The sequence below is a fragment of the Thermofilaceae archaeon genome, from assembly GCA_038731975.1.
Classification (GTDB): Archaea; Thermoproteota; Thermoprotei; order Thermofilales; family Thermofilaceae; genus JANXEW01.
In genome coordinates this window covers 1-23358 of the sequence record JAVYQJ010000002.1, presented here as the reverse complement: position 1 = coordinate 23358, position 23358 = coordinate 1, and the positions used below count along the sequence as shown (strand labels likewise).

The 23358-nt window shown below is 56.3% G+C and carries 28 protein-coding genes and 1 tRNA gene; 19 read left to right on the top strand and 10 right to left on the bottom strand.

Annotated features, from left to right (window positions below; translation table 11 throughout):
* The first annotated feature begins 1 nt into the window (after position 1).
* Genes QXF46_01650 through QXF46_01640 form a run of 3 tightly spaced genes read left to right on the top strand, consistent with a single transcriptional unit; the run spans position 2 to position 2663 of the window.
* Positions 2-727 carry an ABC transporter ATP-binding protein gene (locus QXF46_01650; protein MEM0225561.1) on the top strand — a complete coding sequence of 242 codons (726 nt, stop codon included), beginning with the start codon at positions 2-4 and terminating at the stop codon, positions 725-727.
* The gene (locus tag QXF46_01645) at positions 721-1638 is read left to right on the top strand and encodes a branched-chain amino acid ABC transporter permease (protein MEM0225560.1); all 918 of its coding nucleotides are present in this window, start codon (positions 721-723) and stop codon (positions 1636-1638) included. The genes QXF46_01650 and QXF46_01645 overlap by 7 nt, the downstream gene beginning before the upstream one ends.
* On the top strand, positions 1626-2663 hold the full coding sequence (locus QXF46_01640; GenBank protein MEM0225559.1) for a branched-chain amino acid ABC transporter permease: 1038 nt from the start codon (positions 1626-1628) through the stop codon (positions 2661-2663). Before QXF46_01645 ends, QXF46_01640 begins: the two co-directional genes overlap by 13 nt.
* Here QXF46_01640 and QXF46_01635 read toward each other — a convergent pair whose 3' ends face one another.
* From QXF46_01635 to QXF46_01615, 5 genes are all read right to left on the bottom strand, one after another.
* Positions 2664-3485: a sugar phosphate isomerase/epimerase family protein gene (locus QXF46_01635; protein MEM0225558.1), complete on the bottom strand. Its 822-nt coding sequence runs from the start codon at positions 3483-3485 to the stop codon at positions 2664-2666.
* 35 nt (positions 3486-3520) lie between these two features.
* Positions 3521-3796 carry a hypothetical protein gene (locus QXF46_01630; protein ID MEM0225557.1) on the bottom strand — a complete coding sequence of 92 codons (276 nt, stop codon included), beginning with the start codon at positions 3794-3796 and terminating at the stop codon, positions 3521-3523.
* A gap of 23 nt (positions 3797-3819) precedes the next feature.
* Positions 3820-6915: a DEAD/DEAH box helicase gene (locus QXF46_01625; GenBank protein ID MEM0225556.1), complete on the bottom strand. Its 3096-nt coding sequence runs from the start codon at positions 6913-6915 to the stop codon at positions 3820-3822.
* 35 nt (positions 6916-6950) lie between these two features.
* A complete protein-coding gene (locus QXF46_01620; GenBank protein MEM0225555.1) occupies positions 6951-7505 on the bottom strand; it encodes a hypothetical protein in 555 nt (184 codons plus the stop codon).
* 141 nt (positions 7506-7646) lie between these two features.
* On the bottom strand, positions 7647-9881 hold the full coding sequence (locus tag QXF46_01615) for a cellulase family glycosylhydrolase (protein ID MEM0225554.1): 2235 nt from the start codon (positions 9879-9881) through the stop codon (positions 7647-7649).
* A 111-nt stretch (positions 9882-9992) separates the two neighbouring features.
* On the opposite strand from QXF46_01615, the gene QXF46_01610 reads away from it, so the two are divergent.
* A tRNA-Arg gene (locus QXF46_01610) sits at positions 9993-10111 on the top strand.
* A gap of 6 nt (positions 10112-10117) precedes the next feature.
* Here the strand turns inward: QXF46_01610 and QXF46_01605 are convergent.
* Genes QXF46_01605 through QXF46_01595 form a run of 3 tightly spaced genes read right to left on the bottom strand, consistent with a single transcriptional unit; the run spans position 10118 to position 12225 of the window.
* A complete protein-coding gene (locus QXF46_01605; protein ID MEM0225553.1) occupies positions 10118-10936 on the bottom strand; it encodes a hypothetical protein in 819 nt (272 codons plus the stop codon).
* A 16-nt stretch (positions 10937-10952) separates the two neighbouring features.
* Positions 10953-11843: a ParB/RepB/Spo0J family partition protein gene (locus QXF46_01600; protein MEM0225552.1), complete on the bottom strand. Its 891-nt coding sequence runs from the start codon at positions 11841-11843 to the stop codon at positions 10953-10955.
* A gap of 43 nt (positions 11844-11886) precedes the next feature.
* On the bottom strand, positions 11887-12225 hold the full coding sequence (locus QXF46_01595) for a hypothetical protein (protein ID MEM0225551.1): 339 nt from the start codon (positions 12223-12225) through the stop codon (positions 11887-11889).
* Positions 12226-12373: 148 nt separating this feature from the next.
* On the opposite strand from QXF46_01595, the gene QXF46_01590 reads away from it, so the two are divergent.
* From QXF46_01590 to QXF46_01565, 6 genes are all read left to right on the top strand, one after another.
* On the top strand, positions 12374-13057 hold the full coding sequence (locus QXF46_01590) for a hypothetical protein (GenBank protein ID MEM0225550.1): 684 nt from the start codon (positions 12374-12376) through the stop codon (positions 13055-13057).
* 24 nt (positions 13058-13081) lie between these two features.
* Positions 13082-13477, top strand: coding sequence for a hypothetical protein (locus QXF46_01585; protein MEM0225549.1), 396 nt, complete (start codon positions 13082-13084; stop codon positions 13475-13477).
* A gap of 30 nt (positions 13478-13507) precedes the next feature.
* On the top strand, positions 13508-15052 hold the full coding sequence (locus tag QXF46_01580; GenBank protein MEM0225548.1) for an ATPase, T2SS/T4P/T4SS family: 1545 nt from the start codon (positions 13508-13510) through the stop codon (positions 15050-15052).
* A complete protein-coding gene (locus QXF46_01575; GenBank protein ID MEM0225547.1) occupies positions 15052-15291 on the top strand; it encodes a hypothetical protein in 240 nt (79 codons plus the stop codon). Before QXF46_01580 ends, QXF46_01575 begins: the two co-directional genes overlap by 1 nt.
* A 62-nt stretch (positions 15292-15353) precedes the next feature.
* A complete protein-coding gene (locus tag QXF46_01570) occupies positions 15354-15530 on the top strand; it encodes a hypothetical protein (GenBank protein MEM0225546.1) in 177 nt (58 codons plus the stop codon).
* 22 nt (positions 15531-15552) lie between these two features.
* Positions 15553-15999, top strand: coding sequence for a hypothetical protein (locus tag QXF46_01565; protein MEM0225545.1), 447 nt, complete (start codon positions 15553-15555; stop codon positions 15997-15999).
* 21 nt (positions 16000-16020) lie between these two features.
* Here QXF46_01565 and QXF46_01560 read toward each other — a convergent pair whose 3' ends face one another.
* Positions 16021-16452 (bottom strand): hypothetical protein, encoded by a 432-nt coding sequence (locus QXF46_01560; protein ID MEM0225544.1) that lies wholly within the window; start codon positions 16450-16452, stop codon positions 16021-16023.
* Between the two features lie 74 nt (positions 16453-16526).
* Here QXF46_01560 and QXF46_01555 point away from each other — a divergent pair, with 74 nt between their 5' ends.
* The 9 genes from QXF46_01555 to QXF46_01515 are packed head-to-tail and all read left to right on the top strand — an operon-like array spanning position 16527 to position 20938.
* Positions 16527-16883 (top strand): hypothetical protein, encoded by a 357-nt coding sequence (locus tag QXF46_01555; protein ID MEM0225543.1) that lies wholly within the window; start codon positions 16527-16529, stop codon positions 16881-16883.
* Positions 16884-16928: 45 nt separating this feature from the next.
* Positions 16929-17321 (top strand): hypothetical protein, encoded by a 393-nt coding sequence (locus tag QXF46_01550; protein MEM0225542.1) that lies wholly within the window; start codon positions 16929-16931, stop codon positions 17319-17321.
* On the top strand, positions 17314-18306 hold the full coding sequence (locus QXF46_01545) for a class I SAM-dependent methyltransferase (GenBank protein ID MEM0225541.1): 993 nt from the start codon (positions 17314-17316) through the stop codon (positions 18304-18306). Before QXF46_01550 ends, QXF46_01545 begins: the two co-directional genes overlap by 8 nt.
* Positions 18293-18505 (top strand): hypothetical protein, encoded by a 213-nt coding sequence (locus tag QXF46_01540; protein ID MEM0225540.1) that lies wholly within the window; start codon positions 18293-18295, stop codon positions 18503-18505. The genes QXF46_01545 and QXF46_01540 overlap by 14 nt, the downstream gene beginning before the upstream one ends.
* On the top strand, positions 18502-18624 hold the full coding sequence (locus tag QXF46_01535; protein MEM0225539.1) for a hypothetical protein: 123 nt from the start codon (positions 18502-18504) through the stop codon (positions 18622-18624). The genes QXF46_01540 and QXF46_01535 overlap by 4 nt, the downstream gene beginning before the upstream one ends.
* 41 nt (positions 18625-18665) lie before the next feature.
* Positions 18666-19094, top strand: coding sequence for a hypothetical protein (locus QXF46_01530; protein ID MEM0225538.1), 429 nt, complete (start codon positions 18666-18668; stop codon positions 19092-19094).
* Positions 19095-19139: 45 nt separating this feature from the next.
* Entirely contained in the window at positions 19140-20405 is a 1266-nt protein-coding gene (locus QXF46_01525) for a hypothetical protein (protein MEM0225537.1), read from the top strand.
* A 4-nt stretch (positions 20406-20409) separates the two neighbouring features.
* On the top strand, positions 20410-20631 hold the full coding sequence (locus tag QXF46_01520; protein MEM0225536.1) for a hypothetical protein: 222 nt from the start codon (positions 20410-20412) through the stop codon (positions 20629-20631).
* The gene (locus QXF46_01515; GenBank protein ID MEM0225535.1) at positions 20621-20938 is read left to right on the top strand and encodes a hypothetical protein; all 318 of its coding nucleotides are present in this window, start codon (positions 20621-20623) and stop codon (positions 20936-20938) included. The genes QXF46_01520 and QXF46_01515 overlap by 11 nt, the downstream gene beginning before the upstream one ends.
* Before the next feature lie 622 nt (positions 20939-21560).
* On the opposite strand, the gene QXF46_01510 is transcribed toward QXF46_01515, so the two are convergent.
* Positions 21561-23358, bottom strand: a 1798-nt coding sequence (locus tag QXF46_01510; GenBank protein ID MEM0225534.1) for a hypothetical protein, incomplete at its 5' end; no start/stop codon positions are given.

Genomic DNA, 23358 nt, shown 5'->3' with positions numbered 1-23358 from the left:
ATTGTACCCGCTGGAGGTTCGCGAGCTGCACGCCGGATATGGCAAGATCAGGGTTCTGTCTGATGTCTCAGTGAACGTGAAGGAGCGTGAACTGCTAGCTGTGGTAGGCCCGAATGGCAGCGGTAAGAGTACGCTACTCAAAGCAATCTTCGGTTTGTGTACCATCTTTTCAGGGACGATAACCTTTAGAGGCGTTGATATCACCCGCATCCCTCCTCACCAAAGATCACTAATGGGTTTAGCGTACTTACCTCAGGTTGGTAATGTATTCGAAAATTTAACAGTAAAGGAAAATATAATGCTAGCTTTATATGATAAAAGTCAAAATTTAGATGGAAAACTTAATGAAGTTTTAGATTTACTGCCAGAATTGAAAACCCTTTTAAACAGAAAAGTAAAAACATTGAGCGGTGGGGAAAGGCAGATGGTTGCTCTTGCAATGTGCCTGTTACGAGATCCCATGTTGATCATGTTTGATGAGCCGACTGCCGCGCTAGCGCCTAGACTGGCTAGGCAGGTGATCACGCGGATCTCAAACCTGAGGGATGAGCTTGGGGTATCCGTTCTGCTCGTGGAGCAGAATGCGCTCGCTGCGCTCGAGGTCTGCGACAGGGCTCTCCTGATGGTCTCGGGCACAGTAAAGTTCCTGGGAAGCCCCGGCGAGCTGCTTGAAGATAGGGAGCTCGTGAAAACGTACCTAGGTTTGGAGAGGGTGTCTAGATGCTAGATGTGATCATCGGTGCGATGGTGTACAGCAATTTCCTAGCGTTGCTATCAATCGGACTATGCCTAACGATTCTGACTAGCCGGGTTTCCAACTTCGCCCATGGGGACTTGGCGATGGTGGGCGTGTACACCGCGTACACGCTGAGCGTCACGCTGGGGTTATCCCCCTACCTCTGCCTACCCGCGGCGTTCGCGGTGGGGGGCTTCGTTGCCCTGTTAAGCTTCGCCCTGGTCTTTGAACCCCTTAGAAGGGCTGGAGCGGGTACCGTGACGCTGATGGTTGCTTCTCTAGCCCTCGACATGGTTATCCGCTACTCCCTCCACATCTACGCTGATCTCTTGCAGCGGACTTTCAACGTGTACGGCAGAGACTTCATGTTTAATGACGCGAGGCTCTCGGTAGGTGGAGTGAACATCCCGGGCGTGCTTATCGGATCATCTTTGACCACACTAGTGCTTCTCGTGGCACTGTGCCTCCTCCTCTACAGGACGAAGTTGGGCGTCGCAATGAGAGCGGCTATCGAAAACCAGCAGCTAGCCATGGTGCTGGGCATTAACGTGAGAAGGGTTTTCGCGATCGGTTGGTTTATCTCCGGGGCTTTAGCAGCCACGGCAGGCGTCTTCCTGCCGTTTCGTCTCCTCGTGAACCCCGATACGGGGTGGTCGATGCTGCTCTCGATGTTCGCATCCGTCATAGTCGGAGGAGTGGGTAGTCTCCTGGGTAGCGTTTTAGGAGCGTACCTGATAGGCTTCTCCGAGCTGCTCTTTTCTTACCTCCTAGCGTCATTGGGTATAAGCACCGCTTACAGGCCCCTCGTAGTCTTTGCCGCCATCGTTGCTACTCTGATGCTCTCACCGAAGGGGTTGTCGATACTCTGGAGTAATGGGGTGAAAGGCTGGTGGAGATCCTAAGCTTCCTCGTCAGCTTCGGGACTCTCTACTCGATCTACCTAATCTTGGCGTCCTCAATGGAGCTGGAGTACGGCGAGCTGGGCTTACCCTCCTTCGCCAAGGCGGCTTTCCTAGCACTCGGCGCCTTCGCCGTTGGGGCGCTTTCTGTCAGGGTTGGCGCGCTGATGCTGGGGCTAGCGCTAGAGGGCGAGTTTAAACTAACGAGCTATTTCTATGCCACGCTGATCACTAGGCGGATAGCTTCGCACCCATTGCTCGGTCTTGTGATATTCGCGCTGCCATTCGCCGTAGCGGTTCCGCTAGCCGCGCTGCTGGGTGCAGCTGTCACTTACCCGGCTTTGAGGCTGAGGGAAGACTACTTGGCGATAACGCTCATAGCGTTCAGCGAGATCGTTAGAGTCCTAGCCCGCAATTACGAACCTCTAGTCGGGGGGACCTTCGGCGCCGGTGTCGTTAACCCATTCGCGTGGCTAGGGAGCCCCTGGAGGGAGCTTGTCCTCTTCCTCGTATCTCTGGCGATGGGGTTCGGCATCTGGTTCCTCACGTTCAAAATCTCAACCTCCCCTATGGGCAGGATACTGCGGGCTATACGCGACGATGAGATAGCGGCTAAAGCCTACGGGTTGGATGTCGCCAAGGTGAGAGCTTGGGTGCTCGCCATAGGATCCGCGATGGCTGCCGTAGCCGGGGTTCTATACGCGTTCTACATGGGTGCTGTGAACCCAGACGACTTCACGGTTTCGAGGACTTTCATCGTCGTGCTTATGGTGGTTATGGGTGGGCGCGGCAACCCCTACAGTCCCCTCGTGGGCGCCGGGATTTACCTCCTGGTAGACCGAGCGATGATCTTCGTTAAGCACCTGCTGCCGATCCCCTTCGACGTGAACTACGCGTCCTACGTGATTCTGGGGGCTCTACTGATCGTTCTCCTGATAAAGAGGCCTGGCGGTCTCGTACCCGAGCGCCCCCTTCTAACTGTGAAAAAAGAAGTGGTGAGTATCAGCGAGAGTGGGGACGAGACCTAGCTACTTCAAAAACTTGAGTAGAAGTTCCCTGCTCTTCCGCACCCCCGTTCGCGCCTCTTCCCGACCCTCGTACTCCAGGGAGACCCAGCCAGTGAAGCCGACCTCCTTCAGGATTCCGAAGATCCTCGAGTAATCAAGGTCGAGTGTGTACCACACTCCGCCCCCGAAGTAGGTTTTCGCGTGAACCATGACCGTGTAAGGGGCTATCATTTCGAGCTCCCTGTAAGTGTCGTAGATGAAGTTGCCCGTGTCCATTATGACTCCAAACCACCTCGAAGAGATTCTCTTAACGATCTTCAGCATTGTTTCAGCTCTCGTGGTTAAACCCCAGTGGTTTTCGAGCCCGAGGATGATGCCAAGGTCCTGTGCCTTGTCAAGGCACTGATAGATGCAATCTACCACCCAACCGATAGCATCGTCCTCCGTGTAGCCTTCGATCGGGGGTTCAACCCCTCTTGCCTTCATTAGCTCGTCAAAGCTGCTTATCGTCCCCCAACGCCCTGAGTTGATCCTAACAATAGTGGCCCCAAGCTCGTGCGCGACTTCAAGCCACTCCAGTACGTAGGAAACCTGCCTCTGCCGCTCGCTGGGGTCGGGCTTGACGAAGTTGTTGTGCAAGGCTACCGCATAGATTTCTAGGCCTAATTCGAAGGCGCGACGCCGGATCTCCTTTAAGTAGCTGCGCGCCCTCGATTCCACGTGGTTTACGAGCACCTCAACTCCGTGAAAGCCGTCCTCGTGAGCGGCTTTCAGGTACTCTGTAAGCGGCAGCTTTGGCCCGCGGAAATGCCAGTACGAATAGGTCGAGACGCCCAGTTGCATCGACACCCAACCAAATAGGGTGGATTAAAAAGTGCTCACGCACGACCCTCCTCAGACTCCAGTGCTTTGATCAGCTTCTCCACGCAGTCGCACACTCGGGTGACATCTTCGCAGTCTACGATGGTTACTCCGCTTCCGCAGGCTGGCCTGATGTAGAGCTTCTCCAGCTTAGCGTGACGTCCAGCCAGTAGAACGCAGACTGTCAGCGAACTTTTCTTCACGACGAGTTCGGGCTGCTCACCATGCTTTACCGTAACTTCGTAGCCCCTTTCGGACAGAAGCTCGGTTATCTTTTTCGCTGCTGCTTCCATTGTAGTCCTGCATCATTACGAGCTTATTTCCTTTTCCCTGCTGTAAGCTGGGAAAGCGCCAGGAAGCTCATGTACATGTTGCGCACTCTCTCACTGAGGTATTGCTCAGCCTTCATGGAGAGGTATTGGGTGAACGATAACCACCTAGAGTAAGGTAGAGTTCTAATTCTCCTTAGCGTTTCTTCGTATTCCCTTCTAACATCGTTGAACCCAACCTTTAAACTCAAGCCAAGGAGTGTAGCAAGCTCGTCCGCGCTCACCTTATGGCCTGTCGCTGTCTGCACTAGAACCGCGGTATCCACCAGCTCACCCCCTTCTTTCAACCCGGAGAGGAGAGCCTTCAGGCCAGCTAGATTGCTAGCGGCTAGATCTTCGAGTAGACGCTCAGCTTCGTGAGCTATCACCCTGAAGCCCCTGTTTACGTAATCAGCTATCGTCTGAACCAGTAGGGCTGAGGCGGGATCCGTCAGGTGGAACTCCTTAAGTAGCTTGAAGGTTTTTACCTCCTCCCCGTCGAACGCGGCGACGAACACTAAAGCGACCTCACCATCCTCGACGAGCGGTAGCCTTAGAGCATCCAATGAGAGGAGCTTCAGCGATTTTGAGGGCTTCGGAACACTAACTTCTACCCCACTGAAGTGAAGCTTTACGCGCTCATATGATATGATGGTATCAAGTACAGCGAGAGCGTGTTGCTTAACAAGATCCCAGCGGAACCCGATTTCAACGAACTTGGCGTACGCCAAATCGTCCACGGTTTCTATCAGTATCTCGTCAAGCTCGTCGGGTTGATAATCTTCAACCGCTTTCCTAACTTCCGACCAGTCGAGCTTTTCGATGAGGCCGGCCGCGTCATCCTCGAAGAGCACCATAACCTTCCTGCTGCCTACAGCTGAAAGGCTGTAGCTGATCCTCTTCAATCCGATGGAGAAAACCCTCCTGAGAACGATCTTCATAAGCACGAGCCCCAGCCTCGCCAAGTCTAGGTTTATCGTGGGTTCAAGCTCGTAGAGCCTACCGTAACTGTAGTCCTCGTACCTCCCCATCGTTGTTGAGGGTACATCCACCACCCTTCTCGGTCTGTAGATGTAAGTCCTGCCGCCCACGTTGCTAGCTCGTACTCCCTCCCCGTCTACAATCCAGATCACCCTGTAGGGCACCTCCAAGTAGAGGCCGAAACCGTTAAGGGGGGGATGCATCGTACAAATAACCTCTGAGCGCAGCAACCCCCTACTGTAATCCTTCCAGAAGTCGGCTCTCTCACCCCAGCGCGCCTTTATCCTTCTGTACTCTTCGTAGGCTTGAGCTAGGAATTCATGCTTGTAGATGGTCTGGAGAGTCATCTTTTCCTCCTCAACTACTGTCACCCACCTGCTCTTCGTAACCCTCAGGTTTGTAACCAGCAAATCCGAGGTGTAATCGAAGCAGCCGGGCTGCAGTTTCTCCACAACATCCACATGCGAAGCCTCCTGCATGTACTCCACTCCGTCCTCAGAAATCTTGATTCGTTTAACGCCGTACGGGGGGCCGTACTCGTAGAAGTTAAGCCTGTGCCAGGTACGCTTACCCCTAGCAGTCAACTCGAGCCCCCTCGACAAGCCGAGCTCCTGGAGTAGGCGTAATTCGGGCTCTGAAGGCTTCAGGTTCAAGCTTCGAGAGGCAGCGAGCTTGAAAAGGCCGGTGAACAGCACAGCGTACTTGTTGTCTCTGTTAACTATGGTCCTCTCGAGGGGGAGTCTGAGCCACTTGTCGAGGGCGCTCAACCCCCTACTGAGGAGTTCCCGATCCCACCTCGTAAAGGGAATTATGATGCTCTCCGTGAAGGGGATGTTCGCCCTCCTCCCCTTTCTACCCTCCCGCTGCCAGAACTCTCTAACGTCATCGGGCAGCCCGAGGTGGACAACCCTGACGATGCTCCCTATATCAATTCCTTGAACCAGGGTGCGCGGTGTTACCAGTACCTTAACTTTTCCGAGGCGAGCCCCCTCTTCGATGATCCTGCGCTCTTCCTTTGACACCAAGTGGTGATGAGCGGCGACTGCGCTGGACCTATCGCCTAAACTCTGCTTTATTCTACGTGCCACCTCTTCTGCCGTGTTTATGCTACGGGTGAAGACTAACGTGACGCCCTCATCCTCCACGTAACTAGCTAGCAGATCCGCAGGATCGAAGTGTGGAAATTCTACTTCAACGCCAATTGATCTTAATGCTAGTACAACCTTGTAAGCGTTCCGCCTGAACTCCTCAGCATCCAGGAGAGCCCTCTTAACGTCCTCGCCCAGGCTCAGTCTGCTCACGTCACCGATCTTCTCCAAGATCATCATCCTCAGCTTCTCCAAGTCTTTACCGAGAACCACGTACATACGATTGGGGACGCGGAAGGGAGCCCCCTTAACGATGGCAGAGTCACGTCCATTGACCTCTTTCAGCAGTTCAGCCATCTCTTCAGGGTTACTGAGCGTTGCGGTCAGCACGGCCACCTGGGGTTGCCACCCCATTTCCGAGAAAATCCTCAGCATGCCGGTGATTATCGCCAGCTCTCGCGGGCTGTAGAAGTCGAGCTCGTCAAGCACTAGTAGGCCGAATCGGTTCAGGGTTGGTGTGATGAACCCTCTCTGGGGCGCTGCTGCGTACCTCTTCAAGTCTTGCAGGAGGAAGGCAGGGTTGCTGGCCACGACTAGGGCGCTGCGCAGCTTTTCCCGCAAAACCCTCCTTCCGGCTGTCCCAGCAGACTGCAGCGTCGGCGAGTCAAGCTGAAGGAGTTCCACGCCGAGCAGCGAGCAATAGTTGCTTAGCCTTTGAACCTGATCGTTAGCTAAGGCCAAAGTGGGATAGAGGGCGAGAGTTGGGATCCTCCGTCTCGCCGTGTAGAGGAACCAAGCCTCTGTCTTCCCGCTCCCCGTTCCAGCGATCAGCACAAGGTTCTTACCGGCTTCCAGAGCCTCCACCGCCTGCAGTTGGTGAAGGTATAAGAGTTCGGTACCCAAATGGGATTCTTTCAACTCGGGAAGCAACTCGGCAAACCTGACGTTGGTTCTGGTAGGTTCACACCCTTCCTCCTCCCTGTAATAGTAGGCCAGATTGAGAGTTTCAAACAGCTTGCGACTATCTAGAACCACACGTTCGCTTGAAGAGGTTGGGGAAGTACTTTTCGCTACCTGAGACCTGCCGGAACACAGACCACGGCTACCACGCTGAGCGCCGCCGCCCAATCCTCGCAAACCTCTTCCTCAAGCACTCCCAGCTTCGCCGCTATCGAGAGGTTGTCGATGTAGATTATGAAGGGGCGCCCGCTCTCGCACGCGATTCTCCAGTAGCGTTTCTTGTCCTCGGCTACCCTCTCCCTCCTTTCTGCGACTACTTTGGGAAGTACGCTGGGGTCCTTGAGAACCGAGAGCGCCTCCTCTACGCAAACGTCGTACATGTCCAGAACAGTGTAGTCCGCGACTCGCAAGTGCAGTTTCCAATCCAATACGCTCAGATCCCTGCAAACTCTGACCACGTCCACTTTGATTTCTTCAAGCGAGCTTAAGTACGTTGATCCGATGATTAGCGCGGGAGAAACGTATGTTGAGGCGAAAACCAGCAGCTCAGCCAGCTCTGGGGGCATACCCTTTCCGGTAAAACGGGATACCAGCACCTCTAGCGGCTTTATCGGGTATGCTAGTTCCCTGAAGGGTCTGAAGACCCTACCGCCGAGGGCTTTCACGGACGAAGGAGTTAATCCAAGGTTTCTATATCTGAATCTTTTAGATAACCATTTTACAGTGTCTAAAGCACCTTCCTCATTAGGGTTCAGCAGTACAACGCCTCTTAGGTTCTTAACCAGGGCTGCATACCTAGAGAACAATCATCCCACCTTTACGGCGCGAACCGCGATGTCGTCAGTTACGTCGCCTACGTAAACCTCCATTGCTCCATCCTTGGCTTCGGCCATCCACGATCGCACCACCAAACCCGATCTTGTATCGAAGAGTTCCACTTTGTACAGGCCATCCTGCAGCCCATACATCGTTACTACTAGGTTTCTCGCCGGCTCAACGCTCTTATTATTCAGGATGTTCCACCAGCTCCACTCGACGTTCTTAACCCAGGCCAGGGCTAAAGTTCCGTTGGTTAAGCCGAATACTCTAACCTTTGCCGTAGCAAGCGCCGCTCCTTCAAAGCGCACGTAATCGATCGTGCACCAATCAGCCCCTAAATTGTCTATCCTAATTTCGTGAGTGCCAGGCGGTACGTCGACTGCGACGTCCATATCGTACTCCCTCACGAAAGCATCATTCTTGCCGTCGCGGTCGGGTAGATCCACCTGCTTGACGAGTTCGTTGTTCAAGTAGATAGCCAGCCGGGCTCCGGCTCTGGAGACGGAGTTTACTCTAACGACTACTCGACCACCCTGCGGGAAGGTAGCTTTGAAGGTGGGGTTGTTCCTTAGCGCGGGGTGCGCCCTCCCCTGAATGAACGCGGGGATTTGAGTTGTATCGCCCTCGATCGTCCCGTCAAGCTTGATAACGAAGTAGTTGGAGGCCGGCCTAGCCCAGCCTAGCGATGGGAATACTGTTACATCCGTTACGCCGGTTTCCGCTGCAAGCGAAGTTACAGTCGCTTTAAGTGTCCTAAGACCTGAGCCGGCAGGTTGTACCCCTTTCAGGAACTCAGAGATCGCCTTGAAGTGGTAATAAAGGTTATATGGATGAATGTAATTGTCCCACCACCACGACATCCCTGTGGCCGGTGATCCGGCCATTATGGCTGCCCAGAGGCCATCATGAAGTCCCACGCCTTCTCTATCGTGGAGGTAGAGGGGGGTGTCCCACCATCTCCAATCAATGCCGAACTCTGCAACCAGTACGGGTTTTCTGTACATTTCCCACTTTTTAACAATTAGGCTGTAGAGCGTCCCGGGAACGTCCTGGAACCCCTCTGGGCCGTACTTGTGGACGGTGATGAAGTCTATCGATTCCAACGACCAGATTAAAGGGTCGAGGTTGGGGTTTGCGAAGCTCGTGGTGACAGGCCGCTTGTACGGATCGATGCTCTTGATGTACTCTGCCATCTCTTTGTGCCACCGTGCCACCTCTTCTCTTACGGCCTCGTAATTGTCGGTTAGGTCTACCTCGTTCCACAATTCCCAGGCTAAAATGTGGGTTGAGTAGCCCCATCTAGCGACTATGTACCTCAACCTCCTCTTGAAGAGTTCTCGCGCCTCCTCGTTAGTCCAGAACTCCTCCGGCTTAGCAAGAGGGCCTCCCCTAGCTCTATTGTACGGATTCTCGCTCCACTGAGGGTTGATCGAAGTCGAGAGTTGCCCGTGATTCATAAGGCATAGGATAATGTAGATGTCGTACTTCTCCGCTAGCTTGACTACGTAGTCAAGCCTCCAAGCCTCTCTGAGATCGTAGCGGCCCAGCTCCCTCCACTCTATCCCGAACCTCCAAGGCGCCATCCATATTCTCACAAGGTTCACCCCCGCCATCGATAGAGCTTTGAACCACTCGTCATAGTCGTAGGTCCCCCTGTTACCCGACCAGCACACATTCAACCCTACGAAAAACTGCGAGCTTCCATCATCAAAGATGAAATACCGTCGATCCTCTGCCACTCTTGCGAAACCTCTCTTACCGGAGGGGATCACATCGAAGTAGTACGGCCCAGCTTTGGTACTATCTCCCGTGCGCGTCTTCACTTCTATGGAAAACTCGTGACGACCGACTTTACTGGGCGTGTATCGAATCCTCCAAGTCGGCGTACCCTCCGCTATCAACTGCTCTACTCCCGATACTAAGCTCCTCCTATACTCCTGGTAGTAGAACGCAGGCACGGTGGTAACCTCACCTTCGGGTGTTTTCAGTACCATCACCACGTCGATCTCGCTCGGATCGAAGGGGTTGACGTAGTGGGCAGTAATATTCAAAATGATTTCTATCGGCGAATATAGCTCTACTACTTGAGGCAAAGGCCCGACCACTTCAACCCGCACTGGTTGCCGCTCCATTACACCATGAGTGCTAAGCCTGACATATAACACGGTTACTCCCACGGTTAACACTGCTGCGAGTATCACCGCCAGAAGCCTCGATTTCATGCGTGTCGGAGGGTTAGAGCAAGGCTTATATCTAAATGCTTAGCGTCCCTACATGGGTCCGATGAGGATCGGCGCGCGAATGCGCGCCCCTAGCTGAGGACCCTCTAAAAAGGGCCCGTGGCCTAGCTGGAAAGGCGCCGAAGCCGCAAGGCTGCGTAGGCCTCCTAAGCCGGAGAGCGGCCTACTGAACCGCACGGAAATCCCGGGTTCGAATCCCGGCGGGCCCGCCAAATTCTCTACTCAATATTGAGTAAGCGTGGTTCTTCAGGATCTTTAACCAACAGGGCTTTTCCCTTCACCCACTTTTTGGTCAGTATTTGCAACCTGTACCTTTGTGCCGCCAGGGCTTCTTCAGGCCTGTAATCCGTGAATACAAGTGTGTTCAGCAGGTAGGTTCTAAGGAGACGACTGTCAGCTAGCAGAACCCTGGCTCCTCTAACCCTAGCATCGTCGATGAGACTCCAGACCCACCAGCCACGCTTAATCACACGTCCAGCCTCACTCACAACAAGCAAACCTTTCTGTGCTGCTACTGTCTCACTTACGAGAGCCACCCAAAGTTGAGAAAGGGGGCGTCTGATCAAAACCGGCGCCTTGAATAGGTTTACGCGAAACTTGGTCGGTAGGGTGATGTTTTCTACAAAGTAATCTTTCAATGGAGCTATTTTTGAAAGGATCGTGCGCGCCCAAACTCTTTGAGTAGAAAGAGCTTCGAGTCGCGATACTACTTGGTGGAAACTATCGGAACTTTGCACAGCTTCGTGTAAAAGCCCTTCTACCAGTGCTCCAATCCTGTAGAGGCCATGCATTGAGGAGACAGCGAGTGGGAGGTATTTTGCTGCGCTAGCGTAGGGTAGAGTCGGCTCAACGGTCTGTATCGCATCTACGTTGTACGCTCCGTACCAATCAACGACCGAGATCGCTTCATAAGCTTTAGTGGCGGCTCTGATCGTATTAGCAACAACTTTTTCCCTAAACCCGGGATGGCTCCCGATAACAGTTACTTGCCCCTCCTCCTCGAGAGCCTCGAGTATCGAATTAGCCAGTGCGGACACAAATGTGTCACCGGAGTTAAGCTGCCGCCTTTTTCAGGCTGATGTACTCACTGATGATCTCGTTGAGCGCCTCGCTGAAAGTTAAACCTCGCTCGCTCGCCCAGGCTTCTACGTACTCTACAACATGACGCTTTAGGAGCACTACGCGCTCCACCATCTCCTCCGCGGATATCTCCTCCACTAGCTTTTCAGGTGTTTGCACAAGCTCGGGTTTTTCTCTAAGCCTTCTAGCCAGTATATCCAGTTCACTCGTGCTAAGCCCCCTCTCTGCCGCTAAATCCGCTATCTTTCTCACCACTTCCTCTGGTTCCCTCAATACGCCGCGCGCTGCGAGGTCCTCAATCGCTCTCACGACTTTTACCATACCGGTCCTACTCACTCTCTTTTTAGGTTTGGTTTCGCGCGGCCTACCGGGTTTCGACTCGGCTACGACTGGGGCGATCTCCCTCAACCGCGCGTACAAGCGGACAAACCGCTTGATCTCCTCCAGCTCCACCTGTAGCCTGGCCGCGATCTCCTCCTCACTAACGCCCATCTCGTAGAGCCTGGCTAAACCCCTGCCGCGCTCCTCTGGTGTCAAAGTGTTCTGCCTCAAGTTTTCGCTGAGAGACAGCTCAAGGGCCTCCGCGTCGCTCAGCTCCTTCACTACGCAGGGTATACCCTGAGAAAATAGCTTCTTGAAGACCTCCGGCTTTTCCTTCTGCAGGAGCCTTATTGCTTCGAGCCGCATGCGACCGCAAACGACGCCATAGCCGCTTCCTTCTGGCCTTACGATCAGGGGGTGCAGAAGGCCTCTCATGGCTATGTCCTCCGCCAGCTTGCTCACAGCCTCCGGCGAGACATATAGCCTCACGTTGGCTGAAGATGGGAATAGTTTCTCGATTGGAATTAAGCTCACCGACGACATCAGTGGGCAGAGACGCGGGAGTATTTTAAAATTTCCCATAGTGTCACAGCTGTAAGATCTCGCTAAGCTTTCTTGCTATCCTTCTACCCTTTTCTGTTAAATCAAATAATCTAACTTTTATTTTTTCTTTGATTAAGATTTGATCTTCATATACAAGATCTAAGTTTTTTAACTCGTTTAAAACACTTAGAGTCCAATTATACTGAGCCCGATACTTACCTCCTGTTAAGGCTCGTTGTATGTCTGACAGGGTGGCTTTACCAACCTTATATAAAAATACAAGCACAACTATCTGGGAATGTCGCCCATTTAGAATTAATTCTTTTACTATTTCATCATCAACAGTATTCTCATTTGAGTTTAAGCCTTTCTTTTCGCTCACAAGCGAAACAGTCAGCAATGATATATAAAGTTTACCATATACAACATAGCGATATCAGTACTACAGTGTAGCATCCTTACTACGATGCTGTATTCATCCCGGAACGTGTCGAGTAAAGCTTAAATTAGTTATAATATCCTTTGAAATCGTGCTTATAGCGACGTTTAGCGGGTCCAAGGGTGGTACGGGTAAAACAACCCTAGCCGTTTCCCTTTCCGTAACTGCAGCCTCTAGCGTTCCCACTTTGCTCGTTGATGCTAGCAGCGAGGGCGGTGCCACAGCCTACTTGCTGGGTGACACTCCTCCTCCTTACCTTAGAGATGACCCCGATGCATCCTTGAGAGAGGTGGAGCATGATACCTTCAGGCTGACAGTCGCGGTTAACAGGGGACCATTGCGCTCGCCAGAACAGGTAATAAACTCTTTACGCACATGGTCGCAACGCTACACGCTGGTCTTGGTGGACATCCCCGCTTTAACAGATGTTGATGCGGTGGATCGCTACCTTCCCCTGATTCTTGAGGCAGATTCGATCCTAGTCGTCACAGAGCCGAACCCAGCTTCACTCGAGAGTGCGCTGTTTACCTTTACCGGCAAGCGCGTTGTCGTCGCCTTGAACTGCCCCCGCCCCTACCCAAGGAGCGTGGTCGACTACTACTCGAAGACCGTGGCCTACTGGTGCAAAAAAGCTGGCGCAGACTACGTCGTTGTACCTTACGAGCCGGCCGTATCAAGGCTTGGTCCCAGCACGCTGAGGGTCCTGAACTACACGAGCGGCGAGTTCGACGCCGCCATAGCTAAGCTGGCCCACCTCCTCCTCCGAAAGAAATAAGTACTACAGTATTGCAATAACTTCGTGCAGGGGAAGAAGGATATTCCGGTAAAGGACTTCCTCGAGGAGCACAAGAAGCTGAAGGGGACTAACCCCTTGGCTTCCCCAGCCGCTTCTCAGCCAGCTGCCCCTCAAGCTGTTCCGCAGAATCTCCCGGCTTCCCCAGCCATCCATCAGCCGGCTTCTCTACAGCCTTCTCAACCCGTGGCCGCGAGGCCGCAGGAGTTTATCACGTTTGCCCAGCTGGTTGAATCGTTGAAGGAGCTGGGCTACGACGTGAGGCCACTTGAATCGCTCAAAGTCTATGCACAGACGCTGGACGGTGAGGAGCAAAGGCTGGTGAAGGAGATAGAGGAGAGGCAGAGGCGCCTAGAGGTAGTGAGGGCTGCGAGGAGGATTCTCAAGACCCTGGGCGTCTAGCGAAATGAGAGCGGATGGAAGGGTGGAGCCATGCCGCTAACCAAAGTGAAGCTGAAGATCAAGCTCGAGGAGGTTCCCCAGCGCAAGCTGCGGAAAGCCTCTGAAGGAGGAGCGGAACCTGTACCCCTTCAACCCAGTGTTGGGGGGGAGCGTGGCGCTGCTCAATCAATGCTTGGGGTAGAGGAGGCCCCAGAGGCTGCGCAGCCTACCCCCCTGAGTACCGCTGAAAGCGTGTCACCAGCTACTACGCTGACAGGCCTGCAGTCCGAAGCGATGAAGGCGCGAGCTGAAGCGGTTCAACCAGGGGTGGTGCGAGAGAAAGCGGAACCGGTGAGGCATCCCAGGCTTGCCCCCGCGTTCAGAAAGGTATGGCGCGTTCCGCGAGTAAGGCTCCGTGAGGCTGGAAGGCTGGAGGGGGCTGAAGTCCCGCTGCCCCCTATTACCGGCAGGCTCGTGCGGACTCAATCCGGTTACTTGATCATAGGTGACGGCGTGGTGAGGGTTTACGCGGAGAGGGAGGGGGCGTGGGGGCCGCTGGAGCCCCTAGTGGAGTACTCCGGGACGCAGGAGATCTTCATTAGGGAGCTGGACGGGGAGGTCCACATCACAGCCGGCATCGAGGGGAGGCGCTACACCGTCGAGCTGCCCCGGGAGCTCTTGGTGGAGAGGCTGGTCCAGCGCATCGCGATCGAGGCTGGGATCCCGCTGTCCGAGAGGAACCCTCAGGACAGCGGCGAGTTCAGGGGGTGGCGAGTGAACCTCGCACTACCACAGCTAGCCGGTGGCTGGCAGCTCTCCGCAGCCCGCGTGGTGAGGGTTGAACCCTTCAGGGCCGAGCCATTGCTCCTAGCGAGGCTCGTCACTCTAACCGCTTCGCCGAACAGCATTACGTTCGTCGGCCCCCCAGGCTCCGGCAAGACGACGGCCCTGATCGGGGTGCTGAACGCGATCCTGAGCCTGTGGCCCAGATTGAGGGTCAGCATCGTTGAGGAGGAGCCTGAGGTGGCTACGCAGGTTCGGGGGCCGAACGTCGTCTCGTACTTTTCCTTCGGCGACAGGAACGTAACAGCCAACATTAGGGCAACCCGGCGCTACGACAGGCCGGACCTCCTAGTAGTGGGGGAGCTGAGGGGCGAGGAGGTGCCGAGCTGGTTTGAGGCGGCTGGCAGCGGCATTCCCGTTTTGACGACTGCGCACAGCAAGGAGCTGGCTGACGCGCTGAAGCGCCTCAACACTTTGATACAGGCCTCGGGGCTCCAGGCCTCCGTCCTGGACGCCGTGAGAGTCTGGGTGGTCTGCGGGAAAACGGTGTCGTCGGAGGGCGGGATCCAGCGCGGGGTGCAGGCGGTGTATGTGGTAGATGCGAGGGGCTTCGTGCCAGTCTACAAGGCTGGGCGGTACTTGCCGGAGGAGGACTTCCTGCAACTGCTCCCGCCGGAGCTGCAGCTCTCGCTCGAGGGCGCGAGCGAAGCCGAGAAGGTGTACGGGGTCATCAAGCAGAGGCTTAACGCAAGGGTGGACGGTGTGCGCTTCGAGAAGATGGAACCTATCGTCCCGGAGGAGGTGGTGTCCTGATGGAGAGCCTGAGGAGGCTGTTCGGTTTCGCCTCAGAGGAGGATCCCCTAAAGAGAGAAGTGGAGGAGATGAGGAGGGCCGCGAAAGCTGCCATCAGGGAGGCCGAGAGGAGGGAGAAGCAGGCGAGGAAAGCCGGGAGAGGGGCTAGGAGCCTTCTGCCGGGGAGGAGAGGGGACGAAGCAGGAGGGTTAAGCAGGGCGGTTGAAGAGATGGAGTCCATCTTCATCGACATTAGTTGATTTTTTGCGCCCCTCTTCCGCTGTTGAGCAAGGAATAAATTCAAGCTTTTCTCACCAACCTTGTGCTAAGCAAGTCTCTCTTCGCGCGGAAGAAGCCTCGCAGCTCCTCTCTCGATGACGGGGATCTGGAGGAGCTCCGCAGGGGGGTGTACGCCGCCCTCAGCGTGTACGGCTTCAACGATGAGGAAGCGATCGAGCTCCTTATATTGAGGAGCGAAACTCGAGTTAAGAATAAATAGTGGTCGTACGCAGTGAGAGTTGATGAAGAGGAAGGGTGCGATGCCGCCGATCGTGACCGTCATAATCGTTATCGCAGCCGTCGTTGCCGCAGCCCTAGCAGCCTACTTCATCTACTCTACGACCGCTAGAGGCGTCAGGCAGGTCTCCCTGACGGTCATAGGGCAGCCCACCCTCTACGCCACCGCGACCGGTGTGGAGCTCAGGGTCACCTTCAAGAACGACGGGACGGCCGACGTGGACCTAGCAGGCTCGATCGTAATCGTGCAGAACAAGACTAAGGCGGGCGTCACGTTCGGAAGCCCGACTGCAGCTATACAGGGAGCTAGCCTGAAGCTGGCCCCCGGTGACAGCGTCTCCGTCATCTACACAGCCGCAAACGCGGACCTCGACCAGTTCCCCGACGGCGCTCTCGCGACTCTGCAGACGAAGGACGGCTACCAGATCAGCTTCGCCGTAGCAAAACCGTAAAAGCAAAGGGTTCAAATCAATTCAATCTTTCTTTTTCTCTCCCCCCTCTTCCCCGCTGAAGTGCTCCAGCTGCTCGAGGGCTTTTAGCAGCCTGAGGGGGATTCTGCGGGGTGGCTGGCCCTTAGCGATCCTCCTCAGCAGGTGGACGTCGTACACCTTCAACCCGTAATCTTTCAGCACCTTGTGCGTGTGGTAAGCCACGGTCCTCAACCCTTGAGGGCTGCCAACCCACGGCTTCAGCACTACTGCATCCCTCTCGCTCAAGGGGATGGAGCGGGAACCTATCCTGAGCACCACCCCCTCCATCCGGGCTCTTCTCAGCGAGAGGGGTGGAACGCCGTACCTCAGGCAGATGGCCGCGATCCTCGCCGCTGGGGGTCCCACCTCTAGCTCTAAGATCCTCTCCTCTATGGCCTTCAGCAGCCGGGAGGCTTTCACCTGAATGCTTTCCACGAGAGGTTTTCACCCGATGCTTATTATGCACAACTCGACGATAGAAATAAATAATAGTTTGCAGCCTAACCTTTGTGGCAAGGAAGCCCGTAGACCCGGAGAGGGCGGTTGAAGCGGTCCTGCGGGGGAGGGCTGAGAGGACCCGGGGCCGCCTCTTCACCGTCCCCCTATCGGAGCTGATGCGGGCGACCGGCCTGGGTCCAAGCAACTCGCATCGCATTCTCAACCTCGTTTTGAAGACGTGCGAGGGCAACGGGTATAGGCTGGTGAGGGTTTACGCGAGGAGGAAGAGCAGGGGGTACTGGGTGGAGGGCGTCGAGGTGCTCCCCCACAGCCGCAGCCTACTGGTCTTCGCTAAGACCGGGAAAAGGGGGCGCAGAAAGGCTGCAGCGGTAAGTGCAGCATCAAAGCCCGCTCAGAGGTTCGCGTAAAGCGGTGAAAAGATGGGTTTAAGTCTAGGAATTAATACAGAGCCTGTGGTGGAGATCCTGGAGGGAGAATCCTGGAGAGCTGCGAAGATCATTAAGTTGCGCTGCCCCCACTGCTCCGAGCCTCTCGTTGTGGAGGTGAAGCCGGGGCTCAACCTCCTGAAGTGCACGTGCAGGGGCTACTTCCTAGTGATGGCCGACGAGCATAACGACGTGAGAAGCGTCCGGCCCATCGAAGTGGAGAAGCCCCTCGGCACAGGCAGGCTGCGGCTGGCGAGGCCCGAGCTCTGGCCCAGCACTCTCGAGCACTTGAAGAGCGACATTGTAAAAGCAATCCAAGGCGTCGACCCCGACGCATCGCTAACTCCAGCTGTCCAGAGGGCGCTGAAGCTCCTGCTGGAGCTGGGGGTCCTGGAGGTGGAGGAGGGAGGGGGTGGTTAGGGTGGACCCGAGCCTCATCCGCTTCGCCCTGAGGATGGTGGGGTCGAGGGAGGGGCGGGAGATCGTCAGAGCTAAAGGGGAGTTTGAGCGCTACGTCGCCTGGAGGATGCGAAAGGTGCTCGAAGAGTCTAAGCTGGACAGGGAGCTTGAAGTTAAGCCGTTCCACGAGTTCGTGGACCAGACGCTGGCCAGGATGGTTTGCGACTTCATGGTGGAGTCCGGCTACGCGGTCTGGGTTGGAGATAGGCTCCGCTTCACTAAGCCGGCCGGTGAGGCGCCGGCGGTGAGAACCCGGTTTGTGGGCGAGTTCAAGACCGTTGTCGACCGCGTGCTCGCATCCCTGCCGGAGGCGCTGCTGACCGGCATGCGCCCCTACGCCGCCTCAGCCGCGAGCGGCGAGATCCGCGCGGCTTTCGCCAAGCTGCTCGACAGCATGGGCTACAACTGGTTCCGGGAGTACGTGGTGAGGTGGGCCCGCATACCCCCAAACAGCCTGGTGCTGGACGTTGGGGCTGGCATTGGCCTCTCCTCCATCGCGATACTGAGGGTGGTCCCGGGGAGCAGGGTTATTGCCGTTGACCCGTACAGGGAGAACCTCGAGGCCGCCAAGCTCTATGCAGAGATCCTGGGGCTCGCGGACAGGCTTGAGACCAGGGTGGGTAGGGGTGAGGAGGTGGACAAGCTGGTGGACATGGTGGATTGGGCTGTCGCTATCAACGTGCTCAGCTGGTGCGCGGACCCGCTCGTCCTCCTTCAGGCTGTGGGGAGGGTTGCGCCGAGGCTGCTGCTGGCTCAGGGGGTCTCGGATAAGAGGGTCAACTTGGCCACGATCTTCATCACCTACCTCCTCGGCTCAGGGCCCTACCCCACTCGCAGGCGGCTCTACGAGATGCTGAGGCTGGCGGGCTGGAAGGTGGAGCGGAGGACGGAGTTCCCAGCCCCCATCGTCGTGGCGAGCAGGGGTGGGAGTATTGAAGGAGGTTAAAGGAGAGGTCAAAGCAGCTCTTGAGGCCGCAGGCTTCGCTGTTATTGAGGGTAAGGTGAGGGGTTTTAGCGGCTACTTGCACGAGTTCAACCTTGCCGTCGAGGGGGGGCGCAGGGTCTACGTCTCCCTGAGGCACGCCGAACCTTTAGCCCTGCTCGCGGAGCTCGCTAAGCCCTCGACGTGGGAGAAGACGTGGTGATAGCGGTTCTATGCGGAGCGCTAAGCGTTCCTCCTCCGCGCGGGAGGGTCCGGCTCGTATCGGCGGAAGATATCGGGGAGCTGGAGGAGAAGCTTCTCGACGCTTTAACCCGCTCCTGAAAGGCGAAAGGAATAAAAACAATAGAATGTTTTTTCAGCCGATGAGGAGGAAGGGTGGAGTACCGCCCATGGTCACCGTCCTAGTGACGATAGCGTCCATCGTCGCGGCGGCCCTCGTCTCCTGGTTCCTTTACGCCGCCGCCCGGAGCGCTGTCCAGCAGCCGCTGGTGGAGGTGACAGCTGCCTACGCCGTCGGGAGCGGCACCAGCTGGAGGGTCATGGTGAACCTGAGGAACGTCGGCAGCGTGGACCTCTCAAACGTCGCCGCCACGCTCGAGGTGGCCGCGGGCTCCATCACGCTATCCTGCAGTCCCAACACGCTCAGCAAGGGCCAGAGCGCAACGTGCTCCGGAACCACGACAACGATACAGCTGAGCGACGGGATGAGCGCGGTCGTGACGGTGCAGGGGACGGACCCGAGCGGCAGCCAGCACCGCATACCTTTGGGTGCCAAGATCACAGTCCCCTAGGCCTGTGGCCCGCAAGCCTTATAATTAACAGCTTTTTCTTTCTCTGTGGCCAAGCGGAAGAGCAGCGGAAGGAGTGGAGGTAGCTTCTCGCTCCCCACATGGTTTAGGAGCGAGGCCGACGCCGTCCCCCTTGCCCTCGTGATGCTGTCATCGCCCCAGCTGCCCTTGACCACGCTGAAGGAGGTGCGCCGCTACGGCTTCGACTACCTACCGGAGCCGGAGATGCTGTACTCGGGGGACGCGAAGCTGGACGGCTTGTCCGACAAGATGAAGAAGGTGCTGAACGCCGCCGTCGAGACTCAACGCTCTGGCAGCCGTTCAGCGTTGGAGGAGAAGCTGAGGGATGTGCTAGCGGAGCTGAGGACCACGTTAGAAACGGCTGACTACAACATCTCGAACCTCTACTCGCTAGTTTCAACCTTCACGAGCACGGTGCCCGCCACGATAGTGGCGACGGTGGCCCTGATCGGCACCGGAGCGGCTTCAACCGCTCTCGCCTTGACTGTGGTGGGCCTGATGCTGGCGCTCCTCGCTGGCGTGGTGATCTTCCCCTGGGAGTACGGCGTACCCTCGCCGCCCTGGCGCACCTACCTGCCCATGCTAGCCGTGCTCCCGCTCTTCCTCCTCTTCTCCCATTTTGGGCTTGAGGCGCCTCTGACGCTAGCCCTAGCGGTGGGCTCTCTTCCAACGATGGTGCTCCACCTCTACCACTCCCGGGCCGAGTTAAGAAAGTTAGAGAAAGCGAGGGAGATGGTGAGGGTAGCGGCTAGGGCTGTGGGCAACCCCTACTACGCATTAGTTAGGGAGGGGTTGATCAAGGATCCCGAGGACCTGCTGAGCCCGGAGTGGAAGGGTTTCACTAGAGCTGCCACGCTGGGCTTGTGGCAGGTTCTCTTACATGGTGGTTACGAGAACTTGAGGAAGCTGGAGGAGTACATGTCACAGGTATTGGAGTTCGTGAACAGGTTGAGGGGGAAGACGAGGGTCTTCCTGGTTTACGCGGTGGTTGAAGCGGCGATCGTCGGTGCGATATACGCAGTCGTCATCTCTTCGGGAGCCATCCTGGCTGCGGGAGAGGGGGGTGGGGAGTGGCTCGCTAGGACGGGTATCAGCGGCGCCGGCGTGCACGAGCTGAGGGAGTGGATCGACCCCATCCTCGCCACCGTCTCCCTAACCTTGGCAGCCGCTACTTCAGGAGCTAGGGAAGGTAGACCACACCTCCTGCCACTTTACTTACCCTTATGTGCTGGCGCGGTCTGGCTCGCGTGGCTGCTAGCGATCATGTACGCGCCCCACCTCTTTGCAGGGTGAGAGTGTGGGAGCGGGTTCAGGGGACCTCACGTTCCTCGCGATGGTGTTCCTAGCCTGCCTCGCAGCCACCTGCTTACTCCTATCCTTTGATGTGCCCTTCAGCGCCGTTTGGCCTCTATCCGCGCTGGCCCTTCTCACCTCCATCCTGGCGGCGCTGGGCGTAACCTACTCCGCGCTTGTGGGGCTCGCCTTAAGGTTCTCGAGGTGGTGGAGGCGTGAGGGTTGACGCCCTGCTCACTGTCGCTGCAACCGTGCTAGCAGCTGCGTTACTGCTCCACTTCTACGCTAGGGGGTCCAGAGCCTACACGCTCGCGTTCGACTGCTACGCTAGAGCGCTGGAGGTAGCAGGGCAGGCCGCGCAGAACATCACTCTGGCGGGCTGGAGCGGCGTGAGACCCCCCTCAGGCTTCACCATTGTCCTCCGCTACCCGGACGGCAGAGTGCTCTCCAGGGGAGGCAGCAGGGGGCGCTGCTACGCCTACACCCTGGTGAGCGTGAACGGCACGCTGCTGCTGGTCGAGGCGAAAGGCTAGCTGCATTAGTAATTAATAAGCGAAATTAGAATGCTTGTGCTCGATGTCTGCATTCTCAGCAACAATGCGTACACCGAGCAGAGGGACCGATACAGGAGATTAAAGCATTACCCCTTCACGATAATGAAAGGTAAGCCGCGTGTCTTTAAAGTGGGGGGGGAGGTTTTGACCTTCCCCTACACCTCTCCCCTCCTAACTCTCGACCATCAAGCTGAAAACCGAACCCGCATAACGCCATCTAAAAAACTACAAGGTGAAACACGCTTGTGCGGAGGGGTCCTTTGGGTCATCAAGAAATAGTAGAAGAGGTCTCTGCGGCACCGGAGGTGGTGGGAAGGATAGTTGTGCGGCATTACTCTACCTTTCTTTCGTTGGCTCTTCCTGAGTTTTGCTCCGGCGTAGTTGTATAGCTGCGCTTAACGGTAAAAGTCTCTGTTCAGCGAATGTAACTATGTCGCGTCTACAATTGGAATAGGCTGCAAATATCGCGTATCGCGATCGGGTACTATGTAGATGTAGCGTATGACTACGTAATGCAGCGATCTAAATCTCCAAATATAATAGAAACTCTGTTTTGAGACGTAGTACTCTGTAATACGATGGGAAGAAGATAGTGGGTTTTTCACGGAGCTCCGAACTCCGCTCGATAGTGGTAGCCGTTGTCCACGGTTACTAACAGTGGGTTGGTTGCCGGTCTCAAAACGGTTCCGGTTAAGGAGGCGGTGCTGGTGAAGCCCATTGGAGCGGTTAGCGTGAAACGTATGTACCTGCTCGCCTGCAGCGTGCCTCTGTAGGTGAGCGTGCCGCTCCCGCTGCCAGTCATCCAACCCGTCGAGTTGAGTAGATCGAACGTGTAACACGCGGAGGTGGGGCACGCCTCGATTCGGGCCATCCAGATGCCCATTCTTCCGCCCGGTGATGTGTAGCTCATTGTTGCCTCAATGTACCCGGTGTAAGCGTTGCTAGTGACAACCGCCACTACTTCGCTGCTCCCGCTCGCCGTCACTGTCTCCTTCAGCCTCACGTCGTAGTCGCTCAGCGTATCCGTGTTTACTCCGCGCTGCCACTTCTGGAGCGCGTAGCCCGAGTTGGGCACAGCCTCCAGTACCACTCTAACCCCGAACCTGTACCAGTTGCTCCAGCCGCTGGAGACCTGCGTACCGTTCACCCTCACGACCCCGCTACTGCCGTAGCTCACCTTCAGCAGCCTCTCATCGTAGACGTACATTGTGGCAGTCGTATCCCCAGTGACCGTGAAAGTCCTCGGGTTGCTCGTGCTGCCGTCCCACCACTTCCAGAAGGTGTACCTCCCCCAGCCGCTGTTGAAGGTCTGCTGGTTGAACTGCACAGTGAAGCTCGCTCCCGGTGCAACGTTGGTGAAGGTTACTCTACCGCTGCTGTCCGTCGTGTAGCTCTGCCCGTTCACGACAACGACGGCTGCAACGGCTGGGCCGATGTCGGTGCCCGCGTAATCGACCCTCCTCACCTCGACAGTGAACGTGTAGGTGGTGCCGAAGACCGCGTGGAACCTGTAGCCGTTATCCAAGGTAACGGTGATGGGGTTAGACGTAGAATAATCGCTTAAGGAGTCGCTGTTCACTCCCCTCTGCCACTTGACGAACTGGTAGCCGGAGCTCGGTACAGCCTCTAGGGTCGCAACGCTGCCGTACCTGCACCACGTTGTGTAACCGCTCGAGACCTGCGTACCGTTCACTTTCACAGCTCCACCGCTGGTGTAAGTAATCTTAAGGAGCCTTTCATCCCAAGCGTACGCTGTGACCGTCGAGTCCGCAGTGACGGTGAAGGTCCTCGGGTTCGCTGTGCTGCCGTCCCACCACCTCCAGAAGGTGTACCTCCCCCAGCCGTCGTTGAAGCTCGTCTGAACGATCTCGACCGTGTGCGTACCGGGAACCACCTGCACCTTGACGACGCCGTTGGAGTCGGCGGTGTAGCTGTTGCCATCGATCCTCACTTGCACGCCCCCAGCACCACCCAGGCTGCTCCCTGCCTTATCCACCCGGTAGACCTGCACAGTCAGCCACTTCAAGGCGTCAAAGACGGCGTGGAACCGGTAGCCGTTGTCCACGGTAACGATGATGGGGTTGCTGGTAGAGTAATCGCTCAGGGAGTCGCTGTCAACTCCCCTCTGCCACTTCTGGAAGTAGTAGCCAGAGTTGGGCACCGCCTCTAGCACTACTGTGGAGCCGTACCTGTACCAGCTGCTCCAGCCGCTCGAGACCTGGGTCCCGTTCACCCTTACAACACCACCTGCTGTGTAGGTGACCTTGAGCAGCCTCTCATCCCAGACGTAGGCGAGCAGCTGCACGCTATCGCTCAGGTAGACGCTCCTCGGGTTCTCCGTTGAACCGTCACCCCACCTGTAGAACGAGTATCGGCCCCAACCATTGTTGAAGCCGGTC

Coding starts and splice junctions, on each gene's coding strand:
- QXF46_01645 (MEM0225560.1), top strand. CDS start 721: ATGCTAGATGTGATCATCGGTGCGATGGTGTACAGCAATTTCCTAGCG.
- QXF46_01635 (MEM0225558.1), bottom strand. CDS start 3,485: ATGCAACTGGGCGTCTCGACCTATTCGTACTGGCATTTCCGCGGGCCA.
- QXF46_01630 (MEM0225557.1), bottom strand. CDS start 3,796: ATGGAAGCAGCAGCGAAAAAGATAACCGAGCTTCTGTCCGAAAGGGGC.
- QXF46_01615 (MEM0225554.1), bottom strand. CDS start 9,881: ATGAAATCGAGGCTTCTGGCGGTGATACTCGCAGCAGTGTTAACCGTG.
- QXF46_01600 (MEM0225552.1), bottom strand. CDS start 11,843: ATGTCGTCGGTGAGCTTAATTCCAATCGAGAAACTATTCCCATCTTCA.
- QXF46_01580 (MEM0225548.1), top strand. CDS start 13,508: ATGCCGCTAACCAAAGTGAAGCTGAAGATCAAGCTCGAGGAGGTTCCC.
- QXF46_01575 (MEM0225547.1), top strand. CDS start 15,052: ATGGAGAGCCTGAGGAGGCTGTTCGGTTTCGCCTCAGAGGAGGATCCC.
- QXF46_01565 (MEM0225545.1), top strand. CDS start 15,553: ATGAAGAGGAAGGGTGCGATGCCGCCGATCGTGACCGTCATAATCGTT.
- QXF46_01530 (MEM0225538.1), top strand. CDS start 18,666: ATGAGGAGGAAGGGTGGAGTACCGCCCATGGTCACCGTCCTAGTGACG.